The sequence below is a fragment of the Alteromonas sp. 07-89-2 genome (genome assembly GCF_013113925.1).
GTDB classification, from domain to species: domain Bacteria; phylum Pseudomonadota; class Gammaproteobacteria; order Enterobacterales; family Alteromonadaceae; genus Alteromonas; species Alteromonas macleodii.
In genome coordinates, this window is sequence record NZ_VTYM01000001.1 from 1 (window position 1) to 16,510 (window position 16,510).

Annotated in this window: 14 protein-coding genes; 5 read left to right on the forward strand and 9 right to left on the reverse strand. The window is 44.5% G+C overall.

Annotated elements, in window-relative coordinates; translation table 11 throughout:
- Positions 1-288: 288 nt before the first annotated feature.
- Positions 289-1,437, forward strand: coding sequence for an iron-containing alcohol dehydrogenase (locus F0261_RS00005; RefSeq protein ID WP_171336899.1), 1,149 nt, complete (start codon positions 289-291; stop codon positions 1,435-1,437).
- On the opposite strand, the gene F0261_RS00010 is transcribed toward F0261_RS00005, so the two are convergent.
- The 7 genes from F0261_RS00010 to F0261_RS00040 all read right to left on the reverse strand — a co-directional run bounded on the left by F0261_RS00010 (position 1,434) and on the right by F0261_RS00040 (position 9,038).
- Complete coding sequence (locus tag F0261_RS00010; RefSeq protein ID WP_171336900.1) at positions 1,434-2,201, reverse strand: DUF1080 domain-containing protein; 768 nt, start codon at positions 2,199-2,201, stop codon at positions 1,434-1,436. The two genes, F0261_RS00005 and F0261_RS00010, sit on opposite strands and share 4 nt — an antisense overlap.
- 65 nt (positions 2,202-2,266) lie before the next feature.
- The gene (locus F0261_RS00015; RefSeq protein WP_171336901.1) at positions 2,267-2,884 is read right to left on the reverse strand and encodes a gluconate 2-dehydrogenase subunit 3 family protein; all 618 of its coding nucleotides are present in this window, start codon (positions 2,882-2,884) and stop codon (positions 2,267-2,269) included.
- Entirely contained in the window at positions 2,884-4,569 is a 1,686-nt protein-coding gene (locus tag F0261_RS00020; RefSeq protein WP_014978078.1) for a GMC family oxidoreductase, read from the reverse strand. Before F0261_RS00020 ends, F0261_RS00015 begins: the two co-directional genes overlap by 1 nt.
- Positions 4,570-4,613: 44 nt before the next feature.
- Positions 4,614-5,543 carry a hydroxypyruvate isomerase family protein gene (locus tag F0261_RS00025; protein ID WP_014978077.1) on the reverse strand — a complete coding sequence of 310 codons (930 nt, stop codon included), beginning with the start codon at positions 5,541-5,543 and terminating at the stop codon, positions 4,614-4,616.
- Complete coding sequence (locus F0261_RS00030) at positions 5,536-6,753, reverse strand: nucleoside permease (protein WP_020745223.1); 1,218 nt, start codon at positions 6,751-6,753, stop codon at positions 5,536-5,538. The genes F0261_RS00025 and F0261_RS00030 overlap by 8 nt, the downstream gene beginning before the upstream one ends.
- A gap of 26 nt (positions 6,754-6,779) precedes the next feature.
- Positions 6,780-7,847: a sugar phosphate isomerase/epimerase gene (locus F0261_RS00035; RefSeq protein WP_014978075.1), complete on the reverse strand. Its 1,068-nt coding sequence runs from the start codon at positions 7,845-7,847 to the stop codon at positions 6,780-6,782.
- A gap of 36 nt (positions 7,848-7,883) precedes the next feature.
- The gene (locus tag F0261_RS00040) at positions 7,884-9,038 is read right to left on the reverse strand and encodes a Gfo/Idh/MocA family protein (RefSeq protein ID WP_014978074.1); all 1,155 of its coding nucleotides are present in this window, start codon (positions 9,036-9,038) and stop codon (positions 7,884-7,886) included.
- Positions 9,039-9,414: 376 nt separating this feature from the next.
- On the opposite strand from F0261_RS00040, the gene F0261_RS00045 reads away from it, so the two are divergent.
- From F0261_RS00045 to F0261_RS00055, 3 genes are all read left to right on the forward strand, one after another.
- Positions 9,415-10,419 (forward strand): LacI family DNA-binding transcriptional regulator, encoded by a 1,005-nt coding sequence (locus tag F0261_RS00045; RefSeq protein ID WP_171336902.1) that lies wholly within the window; start codon positions 9,415-9,417, stop codon positions 10,417-10,419.
- 54 nt (positions 10,420-10,473) lie between these two features.
- Positions 10,474-11,427 carry a TIM barrel protein gene (locus F0261_RS00050; RefSeq protein WP_171336903.1) on the forward strand — a complete coding sequence of 318 codons (954 nt, stop codon included), beginning with the start codon at positions 10,474-10,476 and terminating at the stop codon, positions 11,425-11,427.
- A gap of 64 nt (positions 11,428-11,491) precedes the next feature.
- A complete protein-coding gene (locus F0261_RS00055) occupies positions 11,492-11,815 on the forward strand; it encodes a DUF3392 family protein (RefSeq protein WP_014947959.1) in 324 nt (107 codons plus the stop codon).
- An 18-nt stretch (positions 11,816-11,833) separates the two neighbouring features.
- Here the strand turns inward: F0261_RS00055 and F0261_RS00060 are convergent, their stop codons facing one another.
- Positions 11,834-15,703 carry an ATP-binding protein gene (locus tag F0261_RS00060; RefSeq protein WP_253819145.1) on the reverse strand — a complete coding sequence of 1,290 codons (3,870 nt, stop codon included), beginning with the start codon at positions 15,701-15,703 and terminating at the stop codon, positions 11,834-11,836.
- A gap of 80 nt (positions 15,704-15,783) precedes the next feature.
- On the opposite strand from F0261_RS00060, the gene F0261_RS00065 reads away from it, so the two are divergent.
- Positions 15,784-15,942, forward strand: a complete 159-nt coding sequence (locus tag F0261_RS00065; RefSeq protein ID WP_014978070.1) for a hypothetical protein — start codon at positions 15,784-15,786, stop codon at positions 15,940-15,942.
- On the opposite strand, the gene F0261_RS00070 is transcribed toward F0261_RS00065, so the two are convergent.
- The gene (locus tag F0261_RS00070) at positions 15,939-16,457 is read right to left on the reverse strand and encodes an HAD-IA family hydrolase (RefSeq protein WP_171336905.1); all 519 of its coding nucleotides are present in this window, start codon (positions 16,455-16,457) and stop codon (positions 15,939-15,941) included. The genes F0261_RS00065 and F0261_RS00070 overlap by 4 nt on opposite strands.
- Positions 16,458-16,510 lie beyond the last annotated feature (53 nt).

Sequence of the window (16,510 nt, forward strand, 5' to 3'; positions counted from 1 at the left end):
TACTGGCCTATAAAGGTAGTAGAGACTTACTTCAGGAGGCTTGCTGTTTTGCTTTTCCCCCGAAGCGGATGCGCATTTTAGGGAAATGAGCGCTCACGTCAACAAGTATTTTAAAAAAATCCTTATTTTTCGATCGTTTGCATAAACAATGCGCAATACGTTCATAAAAACCACTAATTCACCGTGCTTTTCACGATCTATAAGGTTAGTTAATTGGTAAGTCACGCTGTGTACTATAAATTAATAGAACAGTATTTGAACGTGTACGTGGATTATTGAGGGGTTTACATGAAGGTTTCTGAATTTAAAACCGCAGGAAAACTCATAACGGGTCTTGGCGCTATCAAAGCCCTCACTGATGAAATGGCGAGATTATCTATAAAGGACTGTGCCATCGTTACTGACAAAGGCGTCTCCTCATCTGGTCTTCTTGATCAACTACTCACACTATTACCCTCTTCACCCTTACTTATAATTGATGACATTCCACCAGAGCCTGAAGTGAATATCATAGAAGATAAGTTAGCGATACTTCGTGAGAAGCAAGTAGACGGAATTATTGCTCTTGGTGGAGGTAGCGCTATTGATAGTGCGAAAGTACTTGCAGCTACATACGATCATACTGGCCCCCTCAGAGAACTCTTCGGTGAAAATACGCTTTCCAAACGTCGTTTGCCTCTTATTGTTATCCCTACTACCGCTGGTACAGGTTCAGAAGTTACCAATATTGCTATCTTGTCAGATCCGATAGCACAGATGAAAAAAGGAATTGTTAGTCACTGCCTGCTACCCGATGTTGCGATTGTTGCACCGGAGATGACAAAAACATGCCCACAGTCCATTACAGCAGCAAGTGGTATAGACGCATTCGTTCACGCGCTTGAAGCCTATGTAAGTGTAAATGCAAGCCCAATTACCGACGCATTAGCAGAGAAAGCACTGAAGCTTATCTTTAATTCATTACTTCACGCTTATAATAATGGTGAGAATTTAGCAGCACGTGAAGATATGGCCACCGGCAGTTTAATGGCCGGTCTTGCGTTTGGAAACGCGGGCGTGGGGGCAGTACATGCCTTAGCTTATCCACTAGGGGGACGGTTTCATCTGTCACATGGCATGAGTAACGCGGTAATGCTACCTCATGTATTGAAAGTAAATGCGCCGTTCTGCCAAGACAAACTTTATTGTGTGGCTAAGCTTTTAAAGGTATGTGAGCGCCACCACTCAAAAGAGGAAGCAATTAAACTATTATTAGTTGCTATAGAAAAACTGTGTCGCGATGTAGGCATTCCCGCTTCACTCACCCACTTCAATATTCCGCCTTCTTGTGTAGGTGAATTAGCAGAAGAGGCGAGTAAAGTAACTCGCCTTCTTCGCAACAACCCCAAGCAATTGAGTATTGAAGAGATTGAAGATATCTATCGGCTTGCTTTTTAAAGTGGTCTTACCCACATATTTTTAAAGCTTACTAAGTTGCCGTGATCTTGTAATTGAAGCGGCTCGCATCCGTGAGCTTTGTAATTAGGTGCACCGATCCATTCTGTTGTCCCTTGAATTTCAGTATGGTTCTGAACCACTACGCCGTTATGTATTACCGTAACATAACCTTTCGTTGCTAGCGCTTCACCGTTAAAGGTAGGAGCTTTATATATAATGTCGTAAGTTTGCCATTCGCCAGGCGCCTTCATAGCGTTAACTAAAGGAATAGTTTGCTTATATACGCTTGCCGCTTGTCCATTGGGATAGGTCTTATTCTGATATGAGTCCAAGACCTGAATTTCATATCGCTGCTGCAGGAAGATACCACTGTTATTGCGCTGTTGTCCTTCCATACCTGCTTCTGGCTGTGGCGCTTTCCACTCTACGTGCAACTGAACATCACAGAACTCTGCTTTCGTTTTGATATCGCCTGTTCCCGGCTTCACTGTTAGAACACCGTTTTCCAGCGTCCACTTTGCATCACCTTCCTTTACTGAAGTCCAGTTAGATAGGTCATCACCAATTAAAGAGATGGCATCAGAGGGCACGCCTGCCTTATCAAAAGAAACCACTTCAGGAACAGGTTCCCAAACTTCCGTTTTAGCGGCCTGTTGTTCGCGGGTTAACCGCGATTCGCTTTTCTCAGTATCTGCATCTGTCGTTGCGCATGCTGAAAGTGGCAAAAGCAAAGCCACAGTTGAAGCGACGAGTGTTTTATTCATAGTGTCAGTACCTTGTTTTATCCGTTGTATAACTGTGTTGTGTTTGGCAGCTCGATAGCGCAGGCTCAGGTGGCCCACGCTTTGTCGCCCTTCTTATAAGGGAATGCACCGTCGTAACGTCCAGGAATGGCCACATAACGAAGCACTTTAGTCGCACCAACTTGAGACGTGAAAAAGCAATAAAGTGTTAGCTGTTTTAGTAGCGTAAAGTAGTGAGGGGTTGGCTCATCGGTACCTGGCTCCCACTGACTTGGCTTTCCTGTTTCAACACCTTGATAAACACCGTTAGCAAGGTTCGCCGCTTTCGCTTCTACATCCAGGTCGTTGAATAAAGCCTCTCGTTCTTGCTTGGTAAGCTGAACAAATTGCTTGTCGAAACGACTTTGACTTAACGAAGATATTTTCTTAATGCCATCAAGAAAGGTCTTTTGAAGTAAAGGTGTGTAGCAATCGGTTACCAGCACAGCCATTGTCGCGCCAACGTTGGCTGTTTTTGCTCCAGGCGTGTCAGTTTGAGGAATGATCACCTCACCCATTTCGTTCAGCAAGGCCACATCTTTTTCATTAAATAATGTGTCGCTAAGCGGTACAGCGGGCACATCTGTGTAGGCAAGTACATTACCTGCGAACAATGCTGTGCCTGTAGCAGTTGCGATGAGTTTAAGTAGTTCTCTGCGTTCCATTATAGATTTCCTCGCTTTAACTCTTCTACGGCAAAGTCTGCGGCTCTTGCCGTTAATGCCATATAGGTCAGTGAAGGGTTAACACAGCTTGCCGATGTCATTGCCGCACCATCGGTCACGAATACGTTTGGTGCATCCCATACTTGGTTATGCGCGTTGAGCACAGAGCTTTTAGGATCCCTCCCCATACGTGCCGTACCCATTTCATGAATGCCCATACCAGGTGCGTAGTCTGCATCCCAGCCCTGAACATTTTTAAGGCCAGCCGCTTCAAACATCTCAATAGCGTCTTGCTGCATGTCCTTACGCATCTTAAGCTCGTTTTCTTTAATCTCAACATCCATTGCGAGTACAGGTAAGCCCCATTTGTCGGTGACTTTTTTGTTCAAGTACACTTTGTTCTCGTGATACGGAAGAATTTCACCGAATGCCGTCATACCTATTGTCCAAGGACCAGGCTCGGTTATCGCGTCTTTAAGTCCAGCCCCTATACCAAGCTCAGCTATGTCTTTGCGCCAACCTGAACGGCTTGCGCCGCCTTGATAACCAAATCCACGCAGGTAATCTCGCTTATCACTTCCCCAGTTTCTGAACCTTGGCACATAGAAGCCACTCGGTCTGCGACCGTAGGTATATTTGTCATCAAAACCTTCAACTTGAGCTGAAGCACCTACTCTAAAGTGGTGATCCATAACGTTGTGACCCAATTCCCCGCTGCTGCTTCCTAAGCCACCGTCCCATACGTCTGTGGCAGAGTTCATCAGTACCCACGCCGAGTTAAGTGCTGACGCATTTACAAAAATAATCTTGCTTTTAAATACATAGGTCTCGTTGGTTTCAGCATCGATAATTTCAACGCCAGTCGCGCGTTTCTTGTCTTTGTCGAACAAGATCTCTTTTACTATCGAAAAAGGTCGAAGGGTTAAGTTACCTGTTTTAACCGCAGCTGGAAGCGTAGATGCTTGTGTACTGAAGTAGCCACCGAAAGGACAACCCAACCAGCACTTATTGCGGTATTGGCAATGAACACGCCCTTCTTCGGGCTTGCTTTGTGTCATGTTTGAAGTGCGGCCATGCACCATGTGTCGCGCGCCTTCATAGGCCTTTTTCACTCGCGCCGCGACACTTTCCTCTACAATGTTCATTGGCATTGGTGGCTGGTATACACCATCAGGCAATACATCTAAGCCATCGCGATTACCACTGATACCCGCGAATTTTTCTACATAATCGTACCACGGTGCCAAATCTTCATAGCGAATGGGCCAGTCGACCGCAATGCCTTCTTTGGCATTGGCTTCGAAATCTTCTTTGTTCAAACGATAGCTTTGACGGCCCCACAACAGTGAGCGTCCACCTACGTGGTAACCTCTGTACCAGTCGAAGCGCTTGTCTTCGGTATAAGGGTTTTCTTTTTCATTTGCCCACATACCGTACGTTTTTTCATTTAGCGGGTAGTCGCGCTTAAGCACGGGATAATCCACTTTCATTGCTTGAGTAGGCAAGTCTCGGTGAGGGAAATCCCAATCTTCTTTGTGCGCATTTTTATAATCTTTAATGTGCTCGATATTTTGGCCACGTTCTAACATGAGCACTTTTAGGCCCTTCTCAGTTAGCTCCTTAGCAGCCCAACCGCCACTGATACCAGATCCAATAACTATTGCATCATATTCGTTACTCGCCATAACACGTCCTTAAAACTTAATTCGTCGCTGTGCCTGTTCGCACGTTACACATCACAGATATGGATCGCTTGTTGTAGCGACGCTATTCTGTTGGCTTTGGTTTTCGGTGTGGGTATAAACTCTTGTGCTAAGTAGCCTTTAAATCCGGTCTCGACAATGGCTTTAGCAATTGCTTCGTAATTGAGTTCTTGTGAAGCATCTATTTCGTGACGCCCAGGTACGCCGGCCGTATGGTAATGGCCAAAGTACTGATAGTTATCTCGAATAGTTCGGATGATATCTCCCTCATTAATTTGCATGTGGTAGATATCGTAAAGCAGTGAGAAGTGCTTAGAACCTAGGCGTTTGCAAAGTTCTATCGCCCATGCAGAATTGTCGGCCATGTAATCAGGGTGGTCGACTTTACTGTTAAACAGCTCCATGAAAATCACTACATTGCGTTTTTCAGCATGAGGTAAAATGCGCTTTAACCCTTTAACCGCATTTTCAAGTCCCTCTTCTCGTGACATGCCTCGGGCATTGCCGCTAAAGCAGATAAGATTTGTATAACCTGCATCAGCGACCAAATCGATGTGCTTTATATAACGCGCTTCTAGTTCGTCGTGGAGCTCATTGTGAATGAAGCCGTCTTCAAGGCTTATCTCGGCGCCGTTACACATAGAAGAGTCGATGCCGTATTGCTTTAACACAGGCCAATCTTCAGGACCAACCAAGTCAATGGCTCCAAATCCTAATTGCTTTACAGTCTGGCACAACTCTTCAATGCTTAAATCGCCGTAGGTCCATCGGCTTACCGAATGGTTTACATTTCCTTTAAGCGGCGTATTCATGGTGTTGCTACCTTTCGTGCCGTTTGTACTCGCTATAGCAGGCATCGCAGTGGCTAAACCAGCTGCTGCTAACCCTGTTCCGGCAATGCCTGCCCCTGTCATAGCCATACTTTGAAGTAACTTTCTGCGGGTAATATTATGCATCTGCGTTCACCTTTTCCTTTCTGAACAGAATGGCGAATAGCACTAACACAACCGCGGCAAACCCTGCTGGGAATAACCAGACCTGCTGCCAACTATGCGCACCGGTTTCCATCGTGTAGGTGTCGGTAATTGCGCCTGCCACTGCAAAGCCCACCAGCATACCTACCCCATATGTCGCTAAGGTAATTAGCCCCTGCGCTGCACTTTTTACGTTTTCTCCCGCCTTTGCATTGGTATAGATTTGCCCTGATACAAAGAAGAAGTCGTAACAAATACCGTGCAGTGCAATACCAACAATAAGCATGAACAAGCCTTCGTCAGCGTTTCCGAATGCGAACAGTGCATAACGTACAACCCAAGCCGCCATACCTATCACCAACGTGGCTTTAATACCGAAACGGTTCAAAAATACCGGCAGGGCCAACATGAACAATACTTCGGAAACTTGACCTAGTGTCATTTTGCCCGTTGCATTTTCAACGCCTATTTCAGTAAGGAATGGGTTCGCATTCTGGTAGTAAAACGCCAGTGGAATACAAATAAGTACAGATGAAAGAAAAAATACAAAGAAGTTTTTGTCTTTTAACAGTGCCAACGCGTCCAAGCCAAGAATGTCGCGAATAGTTACCGCTTTACCGCTAGATTGAGGTGGCGTGTTTGGCAGTGTAAAACTGAATACGCCCAACATTAGCGAGGCAACGCTGCACAATAAGAACGTGTTTTTGAGCATACCATCGGCAATAGACTGTGCAGAATCCCATGAGAAGACATAGCTAATCATAAGGCCTGCCACAATCCAGCCGATAGTGCCCCACACACGAACTTTTCCGAACTCTTTGGAAGGGTCGACCATTTGTCCGAATGACACTGAGTTAACCAAAGCAAGCGTAGGCATGTATGCAATCATGTATGCCAACACATAAGGGTAGAAGCTGGCGAAATCATTCGCTTGGTACATACAGTACATAAGCACGGCGCCAACAATGTGTAGTAAGCCGAGGATCTTTTCTGCATTAAAGAATCGGTCAGCAATAAGGCCCACAATAAAGGGGGCAATGATGGCGCCCCAGCTCTGCGTTGAGAAAGCCATACCGATTTGCCCACCATTGGCAGACAGGGTATTCGATAGATACGTGCCTAATGTTACAAACCAGCCTCCCCAAATGAAGAACTGAAGGAACATCATCAAACTAAGGCGTAGGGTTATCATAGTTATTGTTATCCTATTGATGGCGCTTAGCGCTCAAGGCCTAAAATACGATTATTCTTCGCTTCGCTAACGTCTCCACCAGCAAAGTCGTCAAACGCATATTTGCTTGGCTCGATAATGTGTGAAGCGATAAACGGTGCGCCCTCTGCTGCACCTTGCGCACTGTCTTTTAAGCAGCATTCCCACTCTAGTACTGCCCAGCCTGTGAAGCCATACTGGGTAAGCTTGCTGAAAATACCTTTGAAGTCGACTTGGCCGTCGCCAAGGGAACGAAAACGTCCCGCGCGGTCTTGCCAGTCTTGATAGCCGCCGTACACACCGTTTCTACCGTTCGGATTGAACTCGGCGTCTTTGACGTGAAACATTTTGATCCGGCTGTGGTAGCGGTCAATGAAGTCAAGGTAGTCAAGCTGCTGCAAAACAAAGTGGCTTGGATCGAAAAGAATATTTGCTCGTGGGTGGTTATCTACAGCTTTTAAAAACTGTTCGAACGAAGCGCCATCGTGCAGGTCTTCCCCGGGGTGAATTTCGTAGCATACATCAACACCCGCGTCGTCGAATGCATTGAGAATGGGTTTCCAACGCTTGGCTAATTCAGCAAAGCCTTGCTCGACCAAGCCAGCAGGACGCTGAGGCCACGGGTAAACCAAGTGCCACATTAATGCACCAGAAAAGGTAGCGTGGGCTTTTAGTCCCAAGCGTTTACTGGCAATAGCCGCACATTTAAGCTGATTAACTGCCCATTCGGTTCGCTCCTGTGGCTTGCCGTGTAAGTGTGCCGGCGCAAAGTTATCAAATAACTCGTCGTAAGCGGGGTGAACCGCCACTAGCTGACCTTGTAAGTGCGTAGAAAGCTCAGTGATTTCTACGCCAGCGTCTTTACAAGTTTTCGCGATATTGTCGCAGTACTCTTGGCTTTCAGCTGCTTTTTCTAAATCAAACAGACTAGGATCGGTAGGAACCTGTATTCCCTTGTAACCAAGCGACGCTGCCCACTTCGCCATATTTTCGAGCGTATCGAACGGCGCTTCTTTTCCCATGAACTGAGCAAGAAAGATAGCCGGCCCTTTTATAGGTTGTTGGTTAGTAGCCATAAGCGCTCACCTTTTTCATTGTATGTTTTAATTGCATTACTGCGTTCCTTCCTGACTGACCGACTCCCATTTGGTGTCGCTGTCAGTACTGGCAAGCATGGCATCTATAAATACCATTCCGCGTATGCCTGAATTTATTCCTGGAACGCCGTCAGCTTTGCCTTTTTGATTCGCGCGTACCGCTTTCGCAAAATCTGTATACAAGTTTGCCATTGCTTCTAAGTAGCCCTCTGGGTGGCCAGCTGGAACACGACAACGTGCAGATGCAGCATCACATAACCCAACTTGACCCTGGCCGGCTCTAAACACTTGATAAGGGGCATCAACAGGGCGATAGATAACGGAGTTTGGCTCCATTTGACGCCACTCCAAGCCACCTTTGTCACCGTAGACACGGATCTTCAATGCGTTTTCTTCACCTGCACAAACCTGTGAAGCAATCAGCACACCCGATGCGCCCTTTTTAGTTTTAATAAGTGCGGCGCCGTCGTCATCTAATCGGCGTCCTTCAACATGGGTGTTTAACTCGCCGCATAACGAGGTAACACTGTCGTTTAATACAAACTCAACAAGTCCAAAGGCATGAGTGCCGATGTCGCCCATTGCGCCCGTTGCGCCAGAAATTGCTGGGTCGGTACGCCACTGCGCTTGCTTATTGTGCGTTTCTTCTTCGCCAGACAACCAGCCTTGCGGATACTCAACATACACTTTTCGAATTTTGCCCAGCTTACCGCTTTCAACGAGATGACGTGCTTGCCAAACCATAGGATAACCAAGGTAGGTATGAGCCAAGCCGTATAGCGATTCACTGGCGTGAATAACATCTTGAAGCTCTTTTACTTCTGCAAAGCTAACGCCTGCTGGTTTTTCACAGAAGACATGAAAGCCCGCCTTAATTGCAGCAAGTGAAATAGGTACGTGTAGATGATTAGGCGTTACGATAACCACAACCTGCATGCGCTGCTGCTCAGGTAATTTGGCTTCTTCTTCTAACATTGACTGCCAGCTATCGTATGTACGCGATGTTGATACGTTTAATGCAGAAGCAGTACGCGTATTATTTTCTTCGTTGCGGCTAAATGCGCCACACACCAACTGGTAGTTCCCATCTAACCCTGCGGCATGACGATGCACAGCACCGATAAACGCGCCTTCCCCGCCTCCGATCATTCCCATTCGAATTGGTTGCATTGAAATTCCTCTGTGTGCAAACGCACTATTGGTGTTACTAATGCCACAAAATGTAACCCGTTACATTTTAATGGTCAATACAAAAAACAGCATTTTATTAATCTAAAGTTTACAAATGGCGAGGTAACACCCGGGCTTTGTTACCTTTAACAGCCTATCCCTGCACTAAATTTGAACATAGCACTAGCTCAAATTTACATAAATCCTACAAATAACCTTTGACGTTTTAATGAAAGTGCGTATTCTTTTGCTTAAAATGAAAACGGTTACATATTAATTTCACGTAAATTTTGAATTCGCTACCATCGTATAGACCACACCTTTACTGGGTTAGGTTTACAATGCGCGAGTGGATTAACAAACAACAATAACGTAAATGGCAAATATTAGAGATGTAGCAGATAGTGCCGGCGTGTCGGTCGCTACCGTATCAAGAACATTGCAACAACCTGAGCGTGTTTCTCCTAAAACGCGCAATAAGGTGATGGCCGCTGTTCAGGCAGTTGGATATAAACCTAACTTAATGGCAGTTAAGTTTCGTTCGGGAAAAACGCACAATTTAGTGGTACTGGTGCCTACGGTAGCGAACGTATTTTTTGCCCGTGTTATTAGCGGTATGCAGGAAGCGGCAGCCGAACTGGGCTATTCTATTTTACTTGCCAATACGCTTGGTAATAGTGAAATAGAAAGCCATTACGCCAAGATGGTAAGTACTTCTCAGGCTGATGGGCTTATACAGTTACGTGCGCACAACCCATTTGATGCCACGATGATCAACGACAATGGCCTGCTTCCCATGGTGAATGCCTGTGAGGTGATTGACGATGGCCAATATCCTGTTGTGTCGTTAGACAACCGTGCTGCAGCCAAAGCAATGACCGAGCACTTAATTTCATTAGGCCATACCCGTATAGCCATGATCAAAGGACCTAATTCAAGTCCGCTTACCCAAGAACGCTTGGTTGGATATAAAGACGCATTAGCGCAAGCCAATATTGCCTTTGATCAGAGCTTGTTGTTCCCGGGGGATTTTACATTACAGGCCGGATACAACGCAGGGGAAACCATTAGTCACCTTGAAAGTAGACCCACCGCCGTATTTTGTGAGAACGACGAAACGGCTATTGGTGCCATGCAAGCCTTCAAGCAAGCCAACCTACATGTTCCTAATGACATATCGGTGGCAGGTTTCGATGACATTGCGTTTTCAGCATTTGTCGACCCACCGCTAACCACTATTGCCCAACCTGCAGAAGAGTTTGGTAGAACGGCGGTTACGCTACTGGTGGACCTTCTTAACGGAAAAATTCGCAAGGCCCCCAAAGTTATTATGCCGTTTGAACTTATTGTGCGTGAGAGCACGGGCAAAGCTTTGGGTTAATTGATGATAGCGATGCGTCATCACCTATGTACCACTACAGAAAAGGAGCAAGCAGTGAATTTAAGTAAAACAAACTTAAGTAAGACAGCAATTTTAGACGCGGCCAGTAATATTGGCTCTGGCGTTTCAAGACGACAGTTCATTAAATATTCATCTGGTTTACTGGCGGCTATGAGCGCTCCTGCTGTTTTGGCAAGTACTAGTTCGGTTCAGGGGCATGGTAGTGATAAAGGAGCTATGATGAAGGGCATGCACAAAAGTGCTGTTGGTCTGCAGCTTTACACGCTTAGAGATATTATGAAAGTAAGTGTGCCGGCTACGCTTAAACTGGTCGCTGATGTTGGTTATTCGGAAATGGAATTTGCAGGCTACTTTGACCACAGCGCAAAGGAAATTAAGCAACTGCTTGATGACAATGGCCTTACTGCGCCTTCGGCTCATATTCAGTTAGACGCGTTCGATACTAACCTGACACAAATTTTAGATGACGCACAAACCGTTGGCCACAAGTACTTGGTAGTTCCTTGGCTTAGCGAAGCCCAACGTGGTACTGGAATTGCGCCATACCAAGCCCTTGCCGATAAGCTAAATACCATTGGTGAAGCGTGTAAGAAGGAAGGTATTACTCTTGCCTACCACAACCACGATTTTGAATTTGAAGTACGTGACGGAAAGACACCATTAGACGTGCTTATAACTCAGACCGACCCAGACCTTGTTGCCATGGAACTGGATTTATACTGGACGGTAAAAGCAGGTAAAAACCCCATTGATTACTTTAAGCAGTACCCAGGCCGCTTTAAACTTTGGCATGTAAAAGATTTGGCTGAAGACGGCAGTTTTGCTGATGTGGGCACAGGCACCATTAACTTTAAAGAGATATTCGCGCACGGCAAATTAGCCGGTATTGAACATAAATTTGTAGAGCGCGATCAGACCACCGACCGCATTGCCACTATTGAGCAAGGCTTTAAAGCAGTAAGCGCACTTAATAAGGGCGTTAGCTAACGCTTTTGACCTTACCGTGGTTATAATGGGCACACAGTAAAAACGTCATAATAGTAGTAATTTTATGAGTGAACTTTTCAGTGCCCTTTCTCGCGCCCTAAGCCCCTATTACACCGAAATGAGCATTATGCTTATGGCCACTATTCTAGTGGTGTACGGCGACCTGATTAACGGCCATGTAAAACGCATACTGGCACCTTACCATTTCACCATTCGCGTTAGTTTGTTTGTAGTGCTGTGTGCCTTCGGCTATGGCGCACTAACCTTGTACGGCGCACCGTTCTTAAAACACACCCTAGCCTACTTACCCTGGCAGTACCAAGGTGCAGGCTATGTAGCATCGTTTCTATTGATTGGCTTTTTGGCGGAAAGGCGTAGGTATATTTAGTTCTTTTAGATACTACCTTTACGCTACTGTTTTATTGTATTGCTCCACAAACTTTTTGGGCGGTAGGCTCATAACCTTTTTAAAGGACGTCGAAAAATAAGCTGCGGTGCCGAAGCCCACGTCTAGGCAGGTATCTAGAATGCTATTTCCCTCTAACAGTAACGGAATAGACTTTTCGATTCTGAAGCGTGAAAGAAACTCGCTGAAGTTGTATTCAAACAACTCTGACATTCTTCGGTTCAAACTTCTAGGACTTATCAATAACTGCGAGGCAGCTTGGTCTCTATTGAATGATTCATTGTGGTAGTTCTTTTCCAATACTGCGATAAAGTTCAAAAAGAACGCCATATCCTTTTCGTTATCAAACTCGGGGATTTTCAGGCATCCAAATTTAAATGCAGGCTCTTCGCTTTCCTCTTCCTCGCGCTCTTTTGCCTCTCTAACCGACAATAAATGCTCAACCCTAAGAGTAATTTCCTCTTTTGATGCAGGTTTTGCCAAAAAGTAGTCCACTTTTTCTTCTAGCGCTGATTTTTCTAATTCAGTTCCGGTTTCCGCAGTTAACATCAATATGGGAATACTGGCATAGCTGACATTACCGCGAATTTCTCTTATTAAACTCAGCCCGTCCATTTCGTGCATCATTTGATCTGTGATAACTAGATCGACAAGGTAATGCTGCATAACGTCTAACGCCTGCACACCATTTCGCGCAACTAAACAGCGATATTTGCTAGAAAACAAATCAAATAGATAAGAGCGGAACTCTCTGCTGTCATCAACTATTAATAGTGATTTCTTGTTCGATTTGGCATTTGCGGGTGACAATTTTTCAGCATGCGAATTTACATACTCAATGTCATCAATGGGTAACGTTACGGTAACTTTAGTTCCAATGCCTTTTTGACTCTCTAACGCAATGTCGCCCTGGTTCAGTTCAACTAAGGTTTTCACCATTGCTAAGCCAACACCATGACCTTCATGCTCACTGCTCCCTTTAGTGAATCGCTCGAATACTTTTTTGTGAAAGTGCTCATCAATTCCTTCTCCGTCATCACTAACGATAACTTTAAGCACTTTACTATCTTGTATAGCGGCTACTTTTATTGTGCCAAGTTCTGGTGTGAACTTAATTGCATTTTGAATTAGATTTGCCAGGATTTTCTCTAAGCTGTCGTTAATGAGCGATATTTCTTTTTTCCCTTTAATACGCAATTCTAAATTCTGCCGCTTCTGCTTGGCTAATGGCTCTAGCGATAGGACGATGAATTTTATGTTGTCCGGCGAGTAGGACCTGTAGTAGTCGGCAGCAGCCAAGGCTTTAGGGACATCTTGACTCATTTGATTAATCAACTGTTCGACCCTTTTCATATTGTCTTGAACACAAATCAGTTCTTTGCTCGCTGCATGAGCTGTTTTGGATATGCCTTCTAACGATCCATTGATGAGCTGAATTGGGGTGCGAAGTTCGTGGGTGATTTCGTTAATGAAACGCTCTTTGCTGCGAAGCATCTTTTCAAATTTAGAGTGCCCGTCGGTTATTTCGTAGCGGGTAAGATGGTTGTAGAGTTTAGTAGTTTTAAAGTAGCCCCATACCTTGCTCAGATAATTGAGCTTGTATGCGATAATGAGACTTAAAGTAATAGTGAGATAAATCCAAAAAGCAAACCTTTGAAAGTATATCGGTGGCTTTACTTCAAACGCTAATGTAGATATAGGGTTTCCAGCTCCCATCACCCTCGCTTGAAACTCATAGCTTCCAGACCTAAGATCCGACAATGTGAGAAAGGCTTGTGATTGGGGATGCACGCTCCACTCATCGTCTATTCCTAGAATTCTGTACTCTAGTTTTTGAGTTTCATTCTCTGAAAAACTGTTAGTTCTAAAGTCCACTGCAAATGCATCAAAATCACTTTCTAGCATTATGGGGTTAGAGAGACCCCCAGTTGTTTGAAGCATCTTATGAGATTTCGAATCTTTAGCAGCCCAGTCGATACGGGTAAAAACAACTCTACTCTTAATATTTTCTTTGGCCTTCATAGCCAGAATGGCTTTCTTCTCAGAGATTACATATGAGTACTTGTCACCGAGGACAATTATGCGATCTCCCAGTTCTTGTATTCCACGGTATTCAAAGTCAGTATCAAATATCCCATCATTTTCATTAAAAGAAATTAAGTTACCGTCTGACGTTACAACAAAGAGCCCCATGTTTGATAAGAACCATAAGTTATCATTTGTGCTTAACAGAGCTCCCCTAATAAATCTTGCACCTGTATCTTCGAGTAGACTAGATGAAGCTATCTCTCCTGTACGCTTGTTGATAGATTTTATTCCCTGCCCTGAAGTACAGAGTAAGAAAGTGTTCTCCAGTTCAATTAAGCAAGTCAGTCCAACCCAATTGCCTTCATCAGGAGAAATTGACTTCCAGTTAAATTTGGACATTTGGATATGAAAATAACTATTGGTATCGAATCCTGCGATTTCACCAGAGGCAGTCAAAACCGAAGTTATCATGTTTTGAGGGGCAGGTATTTTATCGACTATCACACCTCTATCAATAATGTTATAAAACGCATTCTCCCCAGAGTCATGGTATACATAAGAATGGGAAACAGAGTTACTAGTGATGTATGAATACTCAGAACTGCAGAAGTCGTAGCCAGAAACTGTATTTGTAAATTCCGCACTAATTTCGTTCAACAATTCATCAATACAACTATTATTCTCCCAAAAACTAAATGGCTTTACCTCCCCTGTTTTCAAATCAATGAGAAAGTCTTGATCTTTTGTGCCTACGGCATACCCAAAATCACTGCTGGTGCCAAATGATTTAATGTTCTTTCTAAAGACCTGGCCATTTTGATGGACAAGATTTATAGCTTCATGTGAGTGAGAAATAGAAACAAGCCCTAGCTGAGAAGACGCTATTAATAATTCTCCCGACGGTAATTCTGCAATTTTTACAATGCTTTTTATTCCATCAGAAGTTATCAAAGGTGACATAAAGTCAGGTTTGATAATTCGTCCTTCTTTGATTTCGAATAGGCCTCCTGCTGCGACATATAACCTACCTAATTCTGAAACATAAACATCTGAAATAGAGCTGGATGAACTTGGAATTTTGAACGGATAAAATCGCTTTTCGTTAGTTGACATGTCCCAAGCATAAACTCCTTCTTTTCCACCGATATGAACTATAGAGTCATACGCTGAGACTGCGTCAACTGAAGAGAGAGCGGTCAAGGAATTGTCAACCGCTATCAACTCACTGACCTTCCTGTCAGGATCAACTATCACTAATCCGTCTTTAGACGCTAAGAAGACCAGACCGCTCTTTGATACCGAAAGCGATAAAACTCTTTCTACGTTTCCGACACCAACATTTGATGCCCAACTTTGTAGCTCACCCGTCGCAATGTCTACAACGATAATGCCGCTTATCAAAGAGACAACAACATAGTGTTCCAAGACTCCTATCTTCCATGCATATTTGGGCCACTTGCTTTCGTGATGAAAACTTTCTGCTAGACCAGTACCCACATTAAACTTGTAAACCCCTACTCCAAATTCAACTATCCATAGTGTTTCTTTCCCATCAAAATAAAGATCAGAAACCGTACCGCGGGTGCTGAGAGTCGAACCATAAATCACCCTCTCTGACTGTCCTCCCAAGTACTTAAACACACCATTTTCAGATGCAATATAAATAGCATCACCAACTACTTCGATGTCTCTTATGATACCTGCGGGAATACCTGCGAACTTAGTTTTACCATTTAATGTAACGCCGAGAGCTCTAGCATCATTTGAAATAATGAGACAGAAAAACATCAATATTGCGCCAAACACGAAAAAGTGCTTAATGAATCTCTTTTCTGTCTTCAATCGCAAATCCATATGTCAGTAGCCTTGTTAACCTTTCTGCGCTTTTTAGCTATTTGAAATTAATTGAAAAGGAATTAACTATGAGTATCGAACAAAATATGAACATGCAAGAGCTAAGAGAAGAAGAGTATACTAAAGTATATGCGGGCATCGGGAACCCTTGCTTTGTAGAAGAAGAATTGATGACGATCTTACCCGAAGTACCGACTCCACCTTCAGGGCATAAAATTGATCTCTAAACCAAAAACCACTTCATCCCAGCATTCTCGGCGGCTTGCTGGTCATAAATAAAGTCGCCTACATACAGGCAGTTTTCAGGTTGAAGCTGCCATGTGTTCGCCACCATCAATAAGGCGGTTGGGTCAGGTTTGGCTGGGGCATCTTCGCGGGTTAGCACGTAGTCGATGGGTATGCCGTTATTAGCTACCTTAATGGCGGTGGCTTGGCGGCAGTTGCGGGTAACTATTGCCATGGGTAAATTGTGTGCCTGCACCTTTTCTACCATGGCTTTGCCAATGGGTAACCACTTAGCATTTTGCGCATCGTCAAGTTCGTGCTGCAATATAGCGCGGTGCGCACTCGCTTTGGCTTCGGCGCAACTAAGGGCATCTACAAAGGTAAGTATATCTTCGTTTTGTGGGCAGCCTACGTCGGCGCGCATTTGCGTGAAGTTAAGGCTAGACTCTACCAAGGTGCCGTCTAAATCGAATATTACACCTTTAATGCCGGTTAAGTTCATCTGCTCTACGCTCACGCTTTTCTCGTCCTTTTAATTCACTCTTATTCTTAAAGTTCGGTTAACGCCCA